This window comes from Variovorax sp. KK3 (assembly GCF_001984055.1).
Taxonomy (GTDB): Bacteria; Pseudomonadota; Gammaproteobacteria; order Burkholderiales; family Burkholderiaceae_C; genus Variovorax.
Genome location: NZ_LYVO01000021.1, coordinates 1 through 15,544, shown reverse-complemented (window position 1 = coordinate 15,544; position 15,544 = coordinate 1). Strand labels below are relative to the sequence as shown.

Here is a 15,544-nt window from a genome sequence, read left to right as displayed (position 1 = left end):
AAAGACCCATGCCAGAGCGCACCTCACCCCCACTGCCCTACGAAGGCATCCGCGTCGTCGAGTTCACCCACATGGTGATGGGCCCCACCTGCGGCATGCTGCTGGGCGACCTCGGCGCCGAAGTCATCAAGGTCGAGCCGATCGACGGCGACGCCACCCGCCGCCTGCTGGGCTCGGGCGCGGGCTTCTTCCCCACCTTCAACCGCAACAAGAAGAGCATCGCGCTCGACCTCAAGAAGCCCGAGGGCGTGCAGGCCGCGCTGCGCCTCATCGCCACCGCCGACATCGTCAGCGAGAACTTCAAGCCCGGCACGATGAAGAAGCTGGGCCTGGACTACGAGAGCCTCAAAAAGCTGCACCCGAAGCTCATCTACGTGAGCCACAAGGGCTTTCTGCCCGGCCCCTACGACCACCGCACCGCGCTCGACGAGGTGGTGCAGATGATGGGCGGCCTGGCCTACATGACGGGCCGCATCGGCGACCCGCTGCGCGCCGGCACCAGCGTGAACGACATCATGGGCGGCATGTTCGGCGCCATCGGCGCGATGGCCGCGCTGCGCCAGCGCGAGCAGACCGGCGAGGGCTGCGAAGTGCAGTCGGCGCTGTTCGAGAACAACATCTTCCTGGTGGCGCAGCACATGATGCAGTTCGCGGCCACCGGCAAGGCGGCCGACCCGATGCCCAGCCGCATTTCGGCCTGGGCGGTGTACGACGTGTTCACCGTCAAGGACGGCGAGCAGATCTTCCTGGCCGCCGTCAGCGACAAGCAGTGGACCATCTTCTGCAAGGCATTCGGCCTCGAAGACATGCTGGCCGACCCGCGCCTGAAGACCAACAACGACCGCGTGCTGGCACGCGACTGGATGATGCCCATGCTGCGCTCGCACCTGGCCGGCCACAGCGCTGCCGAGCTGGCTGCGGTGTTCGAGAAGAACGAGCTGCCGTTCGCGCCCATCACCAAGCCGCAGGATCTCTTCGACGACCCGCACCTCAACGAAACCGGTGGTCTGGCGCCGGTGCGCATGAACGACGGCAGCGAATCGAAGGTGCCGCTGATGCCCTTCACGCTGGCCGGCGAGCGGCCCGGCATCCGGCTGCAGCCGCCGCTCTTGAGCGAACACGGCGATGCGCTGCTGCGCGAGGTGGGCTACGGCGACGACGAAATCGCCGCGCTGAAGGCACAGGGCGCGTTGGCCGGCGACTGACGAGCGACAAGCGACAAGCGACGACGGAAGAACGGCTCAGGCAGCCAGTTCCATCGCGCTCTCGGTTTGCGGCAGCCGGCGCACCACGATCGTCCGGATGCGCTGGTCGTCGGCCTCGGCCACCTCGAACTCGAGCCCGTCGTGCTCCAGCCGCGCGCCCTGCGCGGGCAGCTGCCCGAACTTGTCGAGCAGGAACCCCGCGATCGACGTGTAGCTGTCGTCCTCGCTCACCAGGCCATGGGTGCCCAGCGCCAGCTGCAGCTGGTGCAGGTCGGCCGAGCCGGCGACGCGCCATTGCCCATCGCCCGTGGCCTCGATCTCGAGCCGCTCGTCCTCGTCCGGGAATTCCCCGGCGATGGCTTCCAGCACGTCGATCGGCGTGACAACGCCCTTCAGCGTGCCGTACTCGTCGTTCACCAGCGCGAGCTGGCCGCGTGCGTGGCGCAGCTTGTCGATCAGGTTGATGACCGTGGTCGACTCCGGCACGTAGATCGCGCTGCGCAGGTCGCGTGCTTCGTCGATGCGGCCATGCTGCGTCAGCGCGGCCAGCAGGTCCTTGGCCCGCGCCACGCCGGCGATGTCGTCGAGCGAACCGCGGCCCACCGGGAACATGCTGTGAGGCGTCGCCAGCAACTGCTGGCGAATCGCGTCGGGCGCCTCTTCGAGGTCGACCCACGAGATGTCGGCGCGCGGCGTCATGATCGAGCGCGCGCTGCGTTCCGCAAGGCTCAGCACGCCGCTGACCATGTTGCGCTCCTCCGTCGCGAAGGCCGGTGCGTCGGCCGGTGCCAGCGGGTCCGCGGGCGCGTCGCCGTCCGCGAGCGGATGCCTGTTGCCCAGCATGCGCAGCACCGATTGGGCCGTGCGCTCGCGCAAGGGGCGGCGCGCCTCGTGCCGGGCCAGATTGCGGCGGCTCCACTGGTTGAAGAACTCGATCACGATCGAGAAGCCGATCGCAGCGTAGAGATAGCCCTTGGGCAGGTGGAAGCCCAGGCCTTCCGCCACCAGGCTCAGGCCGATCGTGAGCAGAAAGCTCAGGCACAGGATGACAACGGTCGGGTGCGCGTTGACGAAGCGCGTCAGCGGCTTCGATGCCACCAGCATCACCACGATCGAGATCACGACCGCAGCCATCATCACCGGCAGCTCGTCGACCATGCCGACCGCGGTGATGACGGCGTCGAGCGAGAACACCGCGTCCAGCACAACGATCTGCGCCACCACCAGCGAGAAGCTCGCGTACACCGTCGACTTCGATGCCGTGTGCGTCACGCCTTCGAGCCGTTCGTGCAGCTCCGTCGTCGCCTTGAACAGCAGGAACAGGCCACCGAACAGCAGGATCAGGTCGCGGCCCGAGAAGTCGAAGCCCGCCACGCTGAAGAGGGGCGTGGTCAGTGTCACCAGCCACGAGATGGCCGTCAGCAGGCCCAGCCGCATGATCAGCGCCAGGCTCAGCCCCAGCACGCGAGCCTTGTCGCGCTGGTGCGGCGGCAGCTTCTCGGCCAGGATCGCGATGAAGATCAGGTTGTCGATGCCCAGCACGATCTCGAGCACGACCAGCGTGACCAGGCCGACCCATGCGGCCGGGTCCGTGAGCAGTTCAAGCATGCGGAGTCTCGCGCGGTGGCTGGGCAGTCTGCGGCGCCGTCGGAGGCGCGCCGGCGGACCAGGGCGAGATGGAAGAAGCGAGGAAAGCGAGAGGGGCGAGGCTGGCCGGAGCGGCCAGCCTGGTACTGGGAGGCCCTGAGGAAGAGTCCATGCGGGCGAGTCTACAAGCCGCCATCTGCGGTCAAGACAATGCCAACACGCGCCATCCTGGTTAGGCGGCGGCGCCGACCTGCATCGCGAGAATGCGGCAGTGGTCCACCTTTTCAAGCCATCCTGATGCCGCGGCGACGTGACGCGAAACTCCTGTCGGCCACACTCCTGTTGGCATTCGGCAGTCTCGGCTGCGAGGGCTACACCGCCGAGGACGTGCCCAGCGTCACGTCGATGAGCGCTGCCGATCACCTGCGTGCGCTCGACCGCACCATGGCGGGCGCCGACGATGGCCTGAAGCGCCGCGCAACGCTGCAAGGGCCCTGCGATCTTCGGATCTGGTCCGGCCAGGGTTCCGGGCATCCCGTGTGGCAGATCGCGCTGCAGTCGGTGCAGGTCCGCTTCGACGTCAGCCCTTTGACGGGCCGCTACCTCGTGGCGCTGAGCCCCGCAGTGAACGACCCGGAGGTCGGCAGCGTCGACGTGGGGCGGTGGGTGGACGCCGTCGCGTTCCGGTCGCACGTGCAGCAGTTGCAGGGCCTGTGCCTCGCGTCCGGCCAGGCGGAAAAGCAGGCGGTGAGTTCGAGCGCCGAAGACGCGTGAGCGTCGTCAGCGCAGCAGGACCGTGACCGCGAGTCCGACCACCGCGCAGCCGCCCAGCAACGGCAGCACGCCGATGCCGAAGCGGAACAGCGCGACGGCAGCGCTTGCGGCAATGACCGCAGCGATCACGTCGAAGCTGCCCCCGAAGCCCTGCGGCCACAGCACGTGGTACGCGAAGAACAGGGCCAGGTTCAGGATCACGCCCACCACCGCCGCCGTGACCGCCGTCAACGGCGCGGTGAAGCCCAGCCTGCCGTGCGTGGCCTCGACCAGCGGCCCGCCCGCAAGGATGAAGACGAATGAAGGCAGGAAGGTGAAGAAGGTCACGACCGCCGCCGCCAGCGCGCCGCCGAGGAACAGCGCCTCGGGCCCGAGCACCTGCTTCGCCCATCCGCCCACGAAGCCGACGAAGGCCACCACCATGATCAGCGGGCCGGGCGTGGTCTCGCCGAGGGCCAGGCCGTCGATCATCTGCGTGGCCGTCACCCACCGGTGCTGCTCGACCGCGCCCTGGTACACGTAGGGCAGCACCGCATAGGCGCCGCCGAATGTCATCAGCGCGGCCTTGGTGAAGAACCAGCCCATCTGCGCGAGCGTGGCGTGCCATCCCTGCACGGCCATGAGCGCGCCCATGGCCAAACCCCACAGTGCCAGGCCGGCCAGCAGCACGGTCGCCAGGCGGCCGCGCGTGAAGCGCGCATGCGGCGGCGTGGGCGTGTCGTCGTCGATCAACGCGGGCCCGTAGCGCTTCTGCGCATCGCCGTGGCTTCCACCGGGCGCGAACAGCTGTGGCGCCACGCGCGAGCCGAGCCAGCCGGCCAATGCCGCCGCGATCACGATCGCCGGGAATGGCACCTGCAAGGCGAAGATGGCCACGAAGGCGGCGGCGGCGATGCCCCACATCCACCCGTTCTTCAATGCGCGCGTGCCGATGCGGTGCGCCGCATGCAGCACCAGTGCGGTGACGGCCGGCTTGATGCCGTAGAAGATGCCCGCCACCACCGGCACGTCGCCGAAGCGCAGGTAGACCCACGACAGCCCCACCAGGATGAAGAGCGAGGGCAGCACGAACAGCGCACCGGCCACGATGCCGCCCCAAGTCTTGTGCATGAGCCAGCCGATGTAGGTGGCGAGCTGCTGCGCCTCGGGGCCAGGCAGCAGCATGCAGTAGTTGAGCGCGTGCAGGAAGCGCGCCTCGCTGATCCAGCGGCGGCGCTCCACCAGCTCGGCATGCATGATCGCGATCTGCCCCGCCGGCCCGCCGAAGCTCACGAAACCGAGCTTGAGCCAGAAGCGAAAGGCTTCGGCAAAGCCGATGGGCGCGGGCACGGCGGGCATGGCTGGAGGGGCAGGCATGCCCCGAGCCTAAGCGAAGCCCGTGGCGGCTTCGTGGCCGCGGCCCGCTCAGGAATCGATGCGGATGTGGTTCGCCTTGGCGATCTTTCCCCACTTGTCGAACTCGTCGCGCGACACCTTGGCGAAGGCTTCGACGGAGTTTCCCACCGGCTGCAGGCCCAGGTCGACCAGCTTGTTTTTCACTTCGGGCAAGGCCAGCACCTTGACGATCTCGGTGTTGTAGCGCTCGACGATCTCCTTCGGCGTGCCGGCCGGCACGTAGAAGCCCTGCCAGCCGTCGCCGTCGTAGCCGGGCAGCACCTCGGCCACCGCCGGCACCTCGGGCAGCGAGGGGCTGCGCTTCGGGCTGGTCACGGCCAGCGCGCGCAGCTTGCCGCTTTTCACCAGCGGCACGGCGGTGGTGGCGGGCTCGAAGGCCAGCGGCATCTGGCCGGCCATCACGTCGGCCAGCGGACTGCCCTTGTAGGGCACGTGCACCATCTGCACGCCGGCCATGTTGTTCATCATCTCCATCACCACGTGCGGGCCCGAGCCGATGCCCAGCGAGCCGTAGTCCACCGAGCCCGGCTTGGCCTTGGCGCGGGCGATCAGGTCCTTCAAGCCCTTGTCGGGCTGGCTCGGGCCGGTGATGAGCACGTAGGGCACCAGCGCCACCTGCGTCACCGGCGCGAAGTCGCGGAAGGTGTCGTACGGCAGCTTGGTGTAGACGTTGGGGTTGATGCCCATGATGGAGTTGACCGTCATGAACAGCGTGTAGCCGTCGGCCGGGCTCTTGGCCGCGGCCTCGGCGCCGATGATGCCGGCCGCACCGGCGCGGTTGTCGATCACTACCGGCTGGCCCAGCGCGCGGCCCAGCGGGTCGCCGACGATGCGCGCCACCACGTCGGGCGACACGCCGGCCGCGAAGGGCACGACGATGCGGATCGGCTTCTCGGGCCAGCGGCCCTGGGCCCAGATCGAGGGGGCGGCCGTGGCGAGGGCGGCCGCGCCGAGGCGGGTGAGTGCGGCGCGGCGTGAAAGGGCGTGGGGCATGGGATGTCTCGTCGTTGTTGCGTCGTCGTTTCGGCGTCGTGTCATGCGTCGGGTGTTGGCGTTCAGGCCAGGAAGCCTTCTTCGCGCAGCGTCGCCTTGGCCTTCTCGGTGAAGTCTGCTTCCGGCGCGTTGCCGCCGATCACGAAGAGCAGGAAGTGCGTCTGCCCGGGTTCGTCGTGCGTGATGTTCTCGAAGCGGCGGTTCACGCCGGCCGGAAAGGAACAGATGTCCCAGGGCCCGACGTCGAAATGCTCCTCGCGGCCGTCGAGCTCCCAGGCGCAGCGCCAGCGGCCGGTCAGCGGCATGAAGGTCTCGTTGGTGTCGTGGTTGTGCATCATCGGCCCGTTGCCCGGCTTGGCCTCGCAGAAGCCCAGGTTGAAGCCCTCGCTGATGCGGATGGCCGCGTTCTCGGCCGCCTGTGCGCCCACCGGCGACACCACCTGGGCGCCGCCCTTGCCCTCGGGCGGCTGGAAGCCCACGGCGTTGTACAGCTTGCGCACGGCGCTCGGGTAGCGGCTGTCGGGCAGGCCGCCGTCGAAGCCTTTCAGGTCCTTGAAGTAGGCGACGCGCTGGCGCATCTCTTCGCGGGTGACGCGGATCTCTGGAATGCTCATCGGGGTGTCTCGTCTCGGTTGAATCGGATGCCGCCGAGTATTTGCACGCATGCCGCCAGCGGCAATCGCGCCGGCCGATGCCCGCCATCGCCTTCTCGATGGCGCGTGCGGGTTTTCCCGTGGTGGCCAACGCGCCATCGCCCGCGCCGCACGGCAAGATCGGTCCCATGAAGCTGCCGGACCTCGACCTGCATTTGCTGCGCGCCTTCGACGCCCTGCTGCGCGAGCGCCACGTCACGCGCGCGGCGGAACGCCTGGAGATCAGCCAGTCCACCATGAGCACGCAGCTCGCACGGCTGCGCGAGTTGTTCGGCGACGAATTGCTGATGCGCTCGGGCAGCGGCCTCATGCCCACCGAACTGGCGCTGCTGCTGTGGCCGCGCGTGCAGGATGCCATCGCCGCGGTCGACCGGGTGATCGAGCCGGCCCGCTTCGACCCCGCCACCGCCAGCCACACCTTCCGCCTGATCGTCATCGACTACATCGACCTGCTGATGATGCCGGCCGTGATGCGGCGCATCCGCCAGGAAGCGCCGGGCGTCAAGCTCCACGTGCTGCAGACCAACCCGCATCACTTCGGCGAGATGATGGCGGCCGGCGAGCTGGACCTGGCGCTCACGTACTTTCCCAACGCGCCCGACTACCTCAAGGGGCGCAAGCTGTTCTCGGACCGCTTTCTGGGGCTGGCAGCCGGCAGCCACGCCCTGCACCGGCAGCCGCTCGACGTGGCTGGCTACTGCGCGCTGCCGCACGTGACCATCGAGCCCGTGGCGGCGCAGATCTACAACGTGCAGATCGACGAGGCCCTGGCGCCCTTCGGGCTGCGCCGCCGCGTGCAGATGATCAAGCCCAGCTTCCTGGCGCTGCCCTTCATGCTCGAGACCTCGGACATGGTGGCCAGCGTGCCGGCACGGCTGGCGCGGCGCATGACGCGCATGGCCGCGGTCGCGCCCTTCGACCTGCCGCTGGAGCTGCCGCTCTTCGACGTGCGCATGCTGTGGCACGCACGCACCGACCATTCGCCGGCACACGACTGGCTGCGCGGCCTGATGATCGAATGCGCGCGCGAGGCCTGATGCCCGCGGCGCACTCCGCATAATCGCCGCCGATGGACCGCCTGAAGCAGCTCGAATCCTTCGTCGCGATCGCCACCCGGGGCAGCCTCACGGCCGCGGCCAAGGCCGAGGGCGTTGCGCCGGCCATCATGGGCCGCCGCCTCGATGCGTTGGAAGAGCGCCTGGGCGTCAAGCTGCTCGTGCGCACCACCCGCCGCATCACGCTCACGCATGAGGGCAGCGCTTTTCTCGAAGACTGCCAGCGCATGCTGGTCGAGCTGGCCAATGCCGAGGCCAGCGTGAGCGCCGGTGGCGTCAAGGCCAGCGGCCATCTGCGGGTGACGGCGCCGGCGGGCTTCGGCCGCCGCCACGTCGCGCCGCTGGTGCCGCGCTTCCACCAGTTGCACCCCGAGGTCACGATCTCGCTCAACCTCAGCGACCGCGTGATCGACGTGACCGGCGAGAACTACGACTGCGCGGTGCGCGTGGGCGACATGCCCGACTCGTCGCTGGTCAGCGTGCGCCTGGCCGACAACCGGCGCCGCTGCGTGGCCACGCCCGAGTTCATCCGCAAGCACGGCGCGCCGCGGCACCCGGGCGAGCTGTCGCGCTTCGCCTGCCTGAGCCTGTCGAGCGACGCCTCGCAGACCCGCGGCTGGGCCTTTCGCGTGCCTTCGGTCGACGGCGAGTCGGAGGTCATCCACCTGAAGCCCACGGGGCCGCTCGATTGCTCCGACGGCCAGGTGCTGCACGACTGGTGCCTGGCCGGCCACGGCATCGCCTGGCGCAGCACCTGGGAGGTCGAGGCCGAGATCGATGCCGGATTGCTGGTGCCGCTGCTCGACGACTTCGCGGCGCCGCCCAACGGCATCTACGCGGTGTTCCCGCAGCGCAAGCACCTGGCCCTGCGGGTGCGTCTTTGGCTCGACTACTTGAAGGCCCAATACGCACGGCCCGAGTTCTGGGGCGGCACAATCGCTGCGCCCGGCAACCCCACAGAACCTGCACGATGACCCTCGAAGCGATCCTTGCCTACCTGCACATCCTGGCCATCTTGACGATGGTGGTGTTCATCGCCAGCGAGGCGGCGCTGTGCCGCGTCGAATGGCTCAACGCCGCTGCGGTCGAACGCCTCGCGAAGGTGGACATGATCTACGGCATCGCCGCCATCGCCGTGCTGGCCACCGGTGTCGCGCGCACCTGGTGGGGCATGAAGGGCACGGCCTGGTACTGGACCAATCCGCTGTTGCACGTGAAGCTGACTCTCTTCATCATCGTCGGCGTGCTCTCCATCTTCCCGACGCTCACCTACTTCCGCTGGCGCAAGGCGGTGCGCTCCACCGGCACGCTGCCGGCCGAGGCCGAGATCCGCAAGACCCGCAAGCTGGTCATGATCCAGGCCCACATCATCGCGTTGATCCCGCTGGTGGCGGTGTTCCTCGCGCGCGGCTTCGGCGCGAAGGGCTGACCAGGCCATGCAGCCGGTCGCCGTCAAAGCGCTGTTCGCCGGCACCATCTTCACCAGTGCCTTCCTGCTGTTCCTGGTCCAGCCGCTGATCGCCAAGCAGATCCTGCCGTGGTTCGGCGGCTCGGCGGCGGTGTGGTCGGTGTGCATGGTGTTCTTTCAGCTCGCGCTGCTGGCCGGCTATGCCTATGCCGACTGGATCACCCGCAGGCTCGCGCCGCGCACGCAGGCCAAGGTGCATGGCGTGCTGCTGCTGGCGAGCCTGGCCTTCCTGCCCGTGCTGGCCGATGCCGCCTGGAAACCGGCCGGCAGCGAAGAGCCGACGCTGCGCATCCTGGGCTTGCTCGTCGCCACCATCGGCCTGCCTTACTTCCTGCTTTCGACCACCGGGCCGCTGGTGCAGTCGTGGGTCACGCGCACGCCGTGGGGCGCGCAGGTGTATCGGTACTTCTCGCTGTCCAACCTGGCCTCGCTGGCCGCGCTGTTGAGCTACCCGGTGCTCATCGAGCCGCGCAGCACCGTGCCGCAGCAGGCCTGGGCTTGGTCGGTGGGCTTCGTGCTCTTCGTGCTGCTGTGCGGCGCCACCACCTTCTACGTGGCGCGGCGCTGGCCCGGTGCCGCGCCCGCGCCGGCTTCCGATGCCGCCGCCAGCGTGCCGAGCGCGAAGCCGCGCGCGGTCGACCAGCTGCTGTGGCTCGCGCTGCCCGCCCTGGGCACCTGGCTGTTGCTGGCCGTCACCAACCACGTCACGCAAAACGTGGCGCCGGTGCCCTTCCTGTGGGTGCTGCCGCTGTCGGTGTACCTGCTGAGCTTCATCCTCAGCTTCGACAGCGACCGCTGGTACCGCCGCCCCATCGTGCTGCCGCTGGCGGCCGCGATGCTGGTGCTGGGCGCCTATGCGCTGCAGGACAGCATCGGCAGCGCCTTGCGCACGGGGCTGCCGATTTTCGTGGGTGGCCTGTTCGTGTTGTGCCTCTGCCTGCACGGCGAGACGGCCCGCCTGCGGCCCGGCCCCGAATACCTGACGCGCTTCTACTTGATGCTCTCGCTGGGCGGCGCGCTCGGTGGCGTGCTCGTGGGACTGGGCGCGCCCTACGTGCTTCCGGCCTTCTACGAGCTGGGCATCGGCCTCGTGCTGTGCGCGCTGGCCGCGATCGTGGTGTGGCGGCATCGACGCATCGGCGTGCTGGTGTCGCTGGCGCTGGCTGCGGGTTGCAGCTGGTATCTGTCGGAGCAGGTGCGCGACGACACGCGCGCGCGGCGGCTCGACCGCAACTTCTACGGCGCGATGATGGTGTCCGACTCGGGCACCGAAGAGAACGACCGGGTGCGCCGCCTGTACCACGGCAGCACCTTGCATGGCGAGCAGTACCTCTCGCCCGAGAACCGCCGCTGGCCGGGTTCGTACTACAGCAAGACCTCGGGCGTCGGCCGCGCCATCGAGGCCGCGCCGTCCGGCCCGCGCCGCGTCGGCGTCATCGGGCTGGGCGCCGGCACGCTGGCCGCCTACGGGCGGCCGGGCGACGTGTACCGCATCTACGAGATCAACCAGCGCGTCTTCGACCTGGCCGACAGCGAATTCAGCTACCTGCGCGACAGCGACGCGCACATCGACCGCGTGCTGGGCGACGCGCGGCTGGCGCTCGAGCGCGAGGCGCCGCAGGGCCTCGACGTGCTCGCGGTCGATGCCTTCACGGGCGATTCGGTGCCGGCGCACCTGCTGACCGTGCAGGCGCTCGACATCTATCTGCGTCACCTCAAGCCCGACGGCGTGATCGCCTTCCACGTCTCCAACCGCTACCTCAAGCTCGACGACGTGGTGACCAACATCGCGCAGTCACGCGGGCTGCATGCCTTGCTCGTCGAGGACAATCCGGAGGCGGTCGACGTCGAGCGCAGCATCTGGATGCTGGTGGCGCGCGATGCACAGGCGCTGCAGCGCGAGCCCTTCCGGGGGGCGGGCACGACGCCCGATCCGATCCGCGGCGTGGCGCCCTGGACCGACGACTTCAACAACCTCTTCAGCGTGCTGCGTTAGCCCAGGACGAACGAAGCCCCGCGGGCCGGAGCCGGCGGGGCTGTGGAAACGAAGGCGCGTCAGGCGGTCGGCTTGGCGCTCAGGCATTCCTTCATGAAGGCCTTGCGCTCGTCGCCCTTGAGCGTCTTGGCCTTCGGGTCCGCGTTGCAGGTCTTCATCTTGCTCTGCTGCGTCTCGGGCTTGGCCGACAGGCAGGTCTTCATGAAGGCCTTGCGGTCGTCGCCCTTCTTGTCGGCGGCTTCCTTGTTGCATGTGGCCATCTTGCTTTGCTGGGCGGTGGGGGCCTTGTCCTGCGCGTGGGCGGCGCCGAAGGAAAGACAGGCAGCCATGGCCATCAGAGGGAGCAGTTTCTTCATGATGTGTGTGTCCTCGCAGGTTGGGGTTGTGACAAGGCCTCGGGTCGGGGCCGCCCATGCTAACGGCCGCCCCTGACCGCTGGATGACCGGCGGGCCGGAGGTGCCGGGTTTGCCCCCGGTAAAATCCCGCGATGCTATTGGTCAAACAGGAGCTGCTCGCGGCACTCGCCGGCACGCTCGAATCCTTCTCCCCCGGCCACGGCGCCAAGGCGGCCTTCGAATCGCCCAAGGTCGCAGACCATGGCGATCTGGCCTCCACGGCCGCCATGCAGCTCGCCAAGCCACTCGGCCGCAAGCCGCGCGAACTGGCCGAAGACATCAGCGCCGCACTGCGCGCCACGCCTGCCTTCCGACAATGGGTTGACGCCATCGAAATCGCCGGCCCCGGCTTCCTCAACATCCGCCTCAAGGACGCTGCCAAGCAGCAGGTGGTGCGCGAGGTGCTGGGCGCGGGTGAGGCCTTCGGCCGCCAGGCCGGCACGGCCGAACGCGTGCTGGTCGAGTTCGTCTCGGCCAACCCCACCGGCCCGCTGCACGTGGGCCACGGCCGCCAGGCCGCACTGGGCGACGCCATCTGCAACCTGCTTGCCACGCAGGGCGCCCAGGTGTATCGCGAGTTCTATTACAACGACGCCGGCGTGCAGATCCAGACCCTGGCCACCAGCACGCAGCTGCGCGCCAAGGGCTTCAAGCCCGGCGACCCGCAATGGCCCGAGCAGGCCTACAACGGCGAATACATCGCCGACATCGCCGACGACTTCAAAGCGAAAAAGACCGTGCGCTCGGACGACCGCGAGTACACCGCCAGCGGCGACGTGGACGACCTCGATTCGATGCGCCAGTTCGCCGTGGCCTACCTGCGCCACGAGCAGGACCTGGACCTCCAGGCCTTCCAGGTGCGATTCGACAACTATTACCTCGAGTCCAGCCTCTACACCAGCGGCCGCGTCGAGGCCACGGTCGACAAGCTGGTCGCGGCCGGCAAGACCTACGAGCAGGACGGCGCACTGTGGCTCAAGTCGACCGACTACGGCGACGACAAGGACCGCGTCATGCGCAAGGGCGACGGCAGCTACACCTACTTCGTGCCCGACGTCGCCTATCACATCGCCAAGTGGGAGCGCGGCTTCCACAAGGTCGTGAACATCCAGGGCACCGACCACCACGGCACCATCGCCCGCGTGCGCGCCGGCCTGCAGGCGTCCGGCGAGGGCATTCCCGCCGGCTACCCCGATTACGTGCTGCACACCATGGTGCGCGTGATGCGCGGCGGCGAAGAGGTCAAGATCAGCAAGCGCGCCGGCAGCTACGTCACCCTGCGCGACCTGATAGAGTGGACCAGCACCGACGCCGTGCGCTTCTTCCTGCTGAGCCGCAAGCCCGACACCGAATACACGTTCGACGTCGACCTGGCGATCGCGCAGAACAACGACAACCCGGTCTTCTACGTGCAGTACGCCCACGCGCGCATCTGCTCGGTGCTGGCGTCCTGGGGCGGCGACGTCGCCACGCTGGGCCAGGCCGACCTGGCGCCGCTGTCGAGTCCGGCCGCGCAGCCGCTGCTGCTGCTGCTGGCCCGCTTCCCCGACATGCTGGCCGGCGCGGCGAAAGACTTCGCGCCGCACGACGTCACCTTCTACCTGCGAGAGCTGGCTTCGGCTTACCACAGCTACTACGATGCCGAGCGCATCCTGGTCGACGACGAACCCGTCAAAATGGCCCGCCTGGCCCTGGTCGCCGCCACCGCCCAGGTGCTGCACAATGGCCTCGCGATTCTCGGCGTGAGCGCGCCGCGCAAGATGTGATTGCAATCCTCACCATGACTCCTAGAAGACAACGCGGCAACATCGTCATCGGCCTGATCGTCGGCCTGGTGCTGGGCCTGGGCGTGGCGCTGGGCATTGCGGTCTACGTGACCAAGGTGCCCATTCCCTTCATGACCAAGACCCAGCGCGGCGGCGCCGAGCAGGACGAGGCCGAAGCCCGCAAGAACCGCGACTGGAACCCCAACGCGCCGCTCGCCGGCAAGGCGGGTGCCGTGCGCCCGCCCGAGCCGCCGGCTGCGCCCGCTGTTCCTGCACAGCCCAGTGCCGCCGCACCGGCCGCCCCGCAGACCGCGCCGGCCCCGGTGGTGGTCGCGCCCGGGCAGCAGCAACGTGCGCCCCGTCCGCCCACGCCGGCAGAAGCCAACGCGCTGCCGCCGTCGAACGACCCGATCGGCGACCTCGCCCGCGCGCGTTCCGGTGCCGGTGCCGGCGCTGCCGCTGGCGGCAGCACCACCACCGCGTCCGCCGCACCGAGCAGCAGCGACCCCTTCATGTACTTCGTGCAGGCTGGCGCATTCCGCAGCACCGACGATGCCGAGGCGCAGCGCGCCAAGCTGTCGCTGATGGGTGTCGAGGCGCGCATCACCGAGCGCGAGCAGGCCGGCCGCACCGTGTTCCGGGTGCGTGCAGGCCCGTTCAACAAGAAGGAAGAAGCCGACCGGCTCAAGGAACGGCTCGATGGCAACGGCCTCGAATCCGCCCTCGTGCGCGTGCAGCGCTGAGCCTTCGCCCCCACCATCGCCAGCCGATTCGGGAACTCCGGGCCGGCGCACCGGCTCTGTCAGCCGCACTGGAGAAACAAACATATGAAACGTCGTGATTTTTCGCTGGCAGCCACCTCGCTGGGCCTGCTTCCCCTCATGTCCCCCGCCCAGGCCCAGGCGCAAGCCCCGAAGGCCGGCAGCGACTACGCGGTGCTCGAGAAGCGCGTGCCGGTCGACGCACCGGCCGGCAAGGTCGAGGTGATCGAGTTCTTTTGGTACAACTGCCCGCACTGCAACGCCTTCGAGCCCGCGCTCGAGGCCTGGATCCGCAAGCTGCCGCCCCAGGTGTCCTTCCGCCGCGTGCCGGTCGCCTTCCAGCCCAGCTTCCAGCCGCAGCAGAAGCTCTACTACGCGCTCGAAGGCATGGGCAAGGTCGACGAATACCAGCGCCGCGTGTTCAACGCCATCCACCAGCAGCGCCAGAACCTGAGCGGCGAGCAGGCGATCCTCGATTGGGCCGCCGCCAACGGGCTCGACAAGGACAAGTTCACCGAGCAATACAAGAGCTTCAGCGTGGCCAGCAAGATCCAGCGTGCCAAGCAGCTGCAGGACGCCTATCAGGTCGCCGGCGTGCCTTCGCTGGGCATTGCCGGTCGCTGGTATGTCGACGGCGAGATGGCCCGCAGCATGGAGCGGGCCCTGCAGGTCACCGACTCGCTGATCGCCGAGGCCCGCAAGAGCGCCTGAGCCTCGCTGCGCTTCCCCGCAAAGCCCGCCTCGGCGGGCTTTTTCATCCGGGCGACCGAAGGTCCGGTTCGAGTCCATGAGGACGCATACAATCTTCCAGCAAGTTTCGTGCCTTTATGAATTCGTTCTCCTTCGCCCCCGCATTTCTCCATCCCTGTCGTGCTTTGGTATTCGCCCTGCTGCTGGCCGGTGTCGGTTCGGCGCAGGCCGAGAAAGCCGACCGCACCAAGCCGATGAACATCGAGGCCGACTCGATGCGCTACGACGACCTCAAGCAGACCAGCGTCTTCACCGGCAACGTGGTGGTGACCAAGGGCACGATCGTCATCCGCGGCACCCGCATCGACGTGCGGCAGGACCCCGAGGGCTACCAGTACGGCGTGGTCACGGCCGCGCCCGGCAAGCTGGCCTATTACAAGCAGAAGCGCGACGCCGGCACCGACGAGTGGATCGAGGGCGAGTCGGAAGTCATCGAATACGACAGCCGCGCCGACAACGTGAAGTTCATCCGCCGCGCCGTGATGCGCCGCCTCTACGGCGCCACCGTCAACGACGAGAGCAGCGGCCCGATGATCGTGTACGACCAGGGCAACGACACCTTCACCGTCAATGGCTCCGGGCTGCCGCCCAATGCCGGTGTCGCCACGCAGCCCGGCGGGCGCGTGCGGGCCATCCTGACGCCAAAGGCGGCCGCGTCGGCGCCGGCCGCGGGCGGCGCCAGGGCGCCGTCATCGGCCGCTCCCGCCCCCGCCACCCAGCCCAAGGCCCAGGCGCCCGGCCAGGG

The 15,544-nt window shown here is 68.8% G+C and carries 15 protein-coding genes; 10 read left to right on the top strand and 5 right to left on the bottom strand.

The window, feature by feature from the left end:
• Positions 1 to 8 precede the first annotated feature (8 nt).
• On the top strand, positions 9 to 1,205 hold the full coding sequence (locus B0W80_RS12385; RefSeq protein ID WP_076999446.1) for a CaiB/BaiF CoA-transferase family protein: 1,197 nt from the start codon (positions 9 to 11) through the stop codon (positions 1,203 to 1,205).
• A 36-nt stretch (positions 1,206 to 1,241) separates the two neighbouring features.
• Here the strand turns inward: B0W80_RS12385 and B0W80_RS12380 are convergent, their stop codons facing one another.
• Positions 1,242 to 2,813 carry a TerC family protein gene (locus tag B0W80_RS12380; protein WP_076999445.1) on the bottom strand — a complete coding sequence of 524 codons (1,572 nt, stop codon included), beginning with the start codon at positions 2,811 to 2,813 and terminating at the stop codon, positions 1,242 to 1,244.
• Positions 2,814 to 3,089: 276 nt separating this feature from the next.
• Here B0W80_RS12380 and B0W80_RS35440 point away from each other — a divergent pair, with 276 nt between their 5' ends.
• Positions 3,090 to 3,566 carry a hypothetical protein gene (locus B0W80_RS35440; RefSeq protein WP_218668895.1) on the top strand — a complete coding sequence of 159 codons (477 nt, stop codon included), beginning with the start codon at positions 3,090 to 3,092 and terminating at the stop codon, positions 3,564 to 3,566.
• A gap of 6 nt (positions 3,567 to 3,572) precedes the next feature.
• Here B0W80_RS35440 and chrA read toward each other — a convergent pair whose 3' ends face one another.
• The 3 genes from chrA to B0W80_RS12360 form a co-directional block, all read right to left on the bottom strand.
• Positions 3,573 to 4,922, bottom strand: coding sequence for a chromate efflux transporter (chrA, locus tag B0W80_RS12370; RefSeq protein WP_076999443.1), 1,350 nt, complete (start codon positions 4,920 to 4,922; stop codon positions 3,573 to 3,575).
• Between the two features lie 48 nt (positions 4,923 to 4,970).
• Complete coding sequence (locus tag B0W80_RS12365; protein WP_076999442.1) at positions 4,971 to 5,954, bottom strand: tripartite tricarboxylate transporter substrate binding protein; 984 nt, start codon at positions 5,952 to 5,954, stop codon at positions 4,971 to 4,973.
• A 62-nt stretch (positions 5,955 to 6,016) separates the two neighbouring features.
• Entirely contained in the window at positions 6,017 to 6,568 is a 552-nt protein-coding gene (locus tag B0W80_RS12360) for a hypothetical protein (RefSeq protein WP_076999441.1), read from the bottom strand.
• Positions 6,569 to 6,645: 77 nt separating this feature from the next.
• Here B0W80_RS12360 and B0W80_RS12355 point away from each other — a divergent pair, with 77 nt between their 5' ends.
• From B0W80_RS12355 to B0W80_RS12340, 4 genes are read left to right on the top strand one after another with little or no spacing between them, the layout of a single operon-like run.
• Complete coding sequence (locus B0W80_RS12355) at positions 6,646 to 7,644, top strand: LysR family transcriptional regulator (RefSeq protein WP_083745341.1); 999 nt, start codon at positions 6,646 to 6,648, stop codon at positions 7,642 to 7,644.
• 32 nt (positions 7,645 to 7,676) lie between these two features.
• Positions 7,677 to 8,636, top strand: coding sequence for a LysR family transcriptional regulator (locus B0W80_RS12350; RefSeq protein WP_076999440.1), 960 nt, complete (start codon positions 7,677 to 7,679; stop codon positions 8,634 to 8,636).
• Positions 8,633 to 9,091: a DUF2214 family protein gene (locus B0W80_RS12345; protein ID WP_076999439.1), complete on the top strand. Its 459-nt coding sequence runs from the start codon at positions 8,633 to 8,635 to the stop codon at positions 9,089 to 9,091. Before B0W80_RS12350 ends, B0W80_RS12345 begins: the two co-directional genes overlap by 4 nt.
• Before the next feature lie 7 nt (positions 9,092 to 9,098).
• Complete coding sequence (locus B0W80_RS12340) at positions 9,099 to 11,126, top strand: spermidine synthase (protein ID WP_076999438.1); 2,028 nt, start codon at positions 9,099 to 9,101, stop codon at positions 11,124 to 11,126.
• Positions 11,127 to 11,185: 59 nt separating this feature from the next.
• On the opposite strand, the gene B0W80_RS12335 is transcribed toward B0W80_RS12340, so the two are convergent.
• Positions 11,186 to 11,482, bottom strand: a complete 297-nt coding sequence (locus tag B0W80_RS12335) for a PsiF family protein (RefSeq protein WP_076999437.1) — start codon at positions 11,480 to 11,482, stop codon at positions 11,186 to 11,188.
• 132 nt (positions 11,483 to 11,614) lie between these two features.
• On the opposite strand from B0W80_RS12335, the gene argS reads away from it, so the two are divergent.
• The 4 genes from argS to lptA all read left to right on the top strand — a co-directional run.
• Positions 11,615 to 13,288, top strand: coding sequence for an arginine--tRNA ligase (gene argS, locus B0W80_RS12330; RefSeq protein WP_076999436.1), 1,674 nt, complete (start codon positions 11,615 to 11,617; stop codon positions 13,286 to 13,288).
• Between the two features lie 14 nt (positions 13,289 to 13,302).
• Positions 13,303 to 14,031: an SPOR domain-containing protein gene (locus tag B0W80_RS12325; RefSeq protein WP_076999435.1), complete on the top strand. Its 729-nt coding sequence runs from the start codon at positions 13,303 to 13,305 to the stop codon at positions 14,029 to 14,031.
• 84 nt (positions 14,032 to 14,115) lie between these two features.
• Complete coding sequence (locus B0W80_RS12320) at positions 14,116 to 14,760, top strand: thiol:disulfide interchange protein DsbA/DsbL (RefSeq protein ID WP_076999434.1); 645 nt, start codon at positions 14,116 to 14,118, stop codon at positions 14,758 to 14,760.
• A 116-nt stretch (positions 14,761 to 14,876) separates the two neighbouring features.
• Positions 14,877 to 15,544, top strand: a 668-nt coding sequence (lptA, locus tag B0W80_RS12315) for a lipopolysaccharide transport periplasmic protein LptA (protein ID WP_076999433.1), incomplete at its 3' end; no start/stop codon positions are given.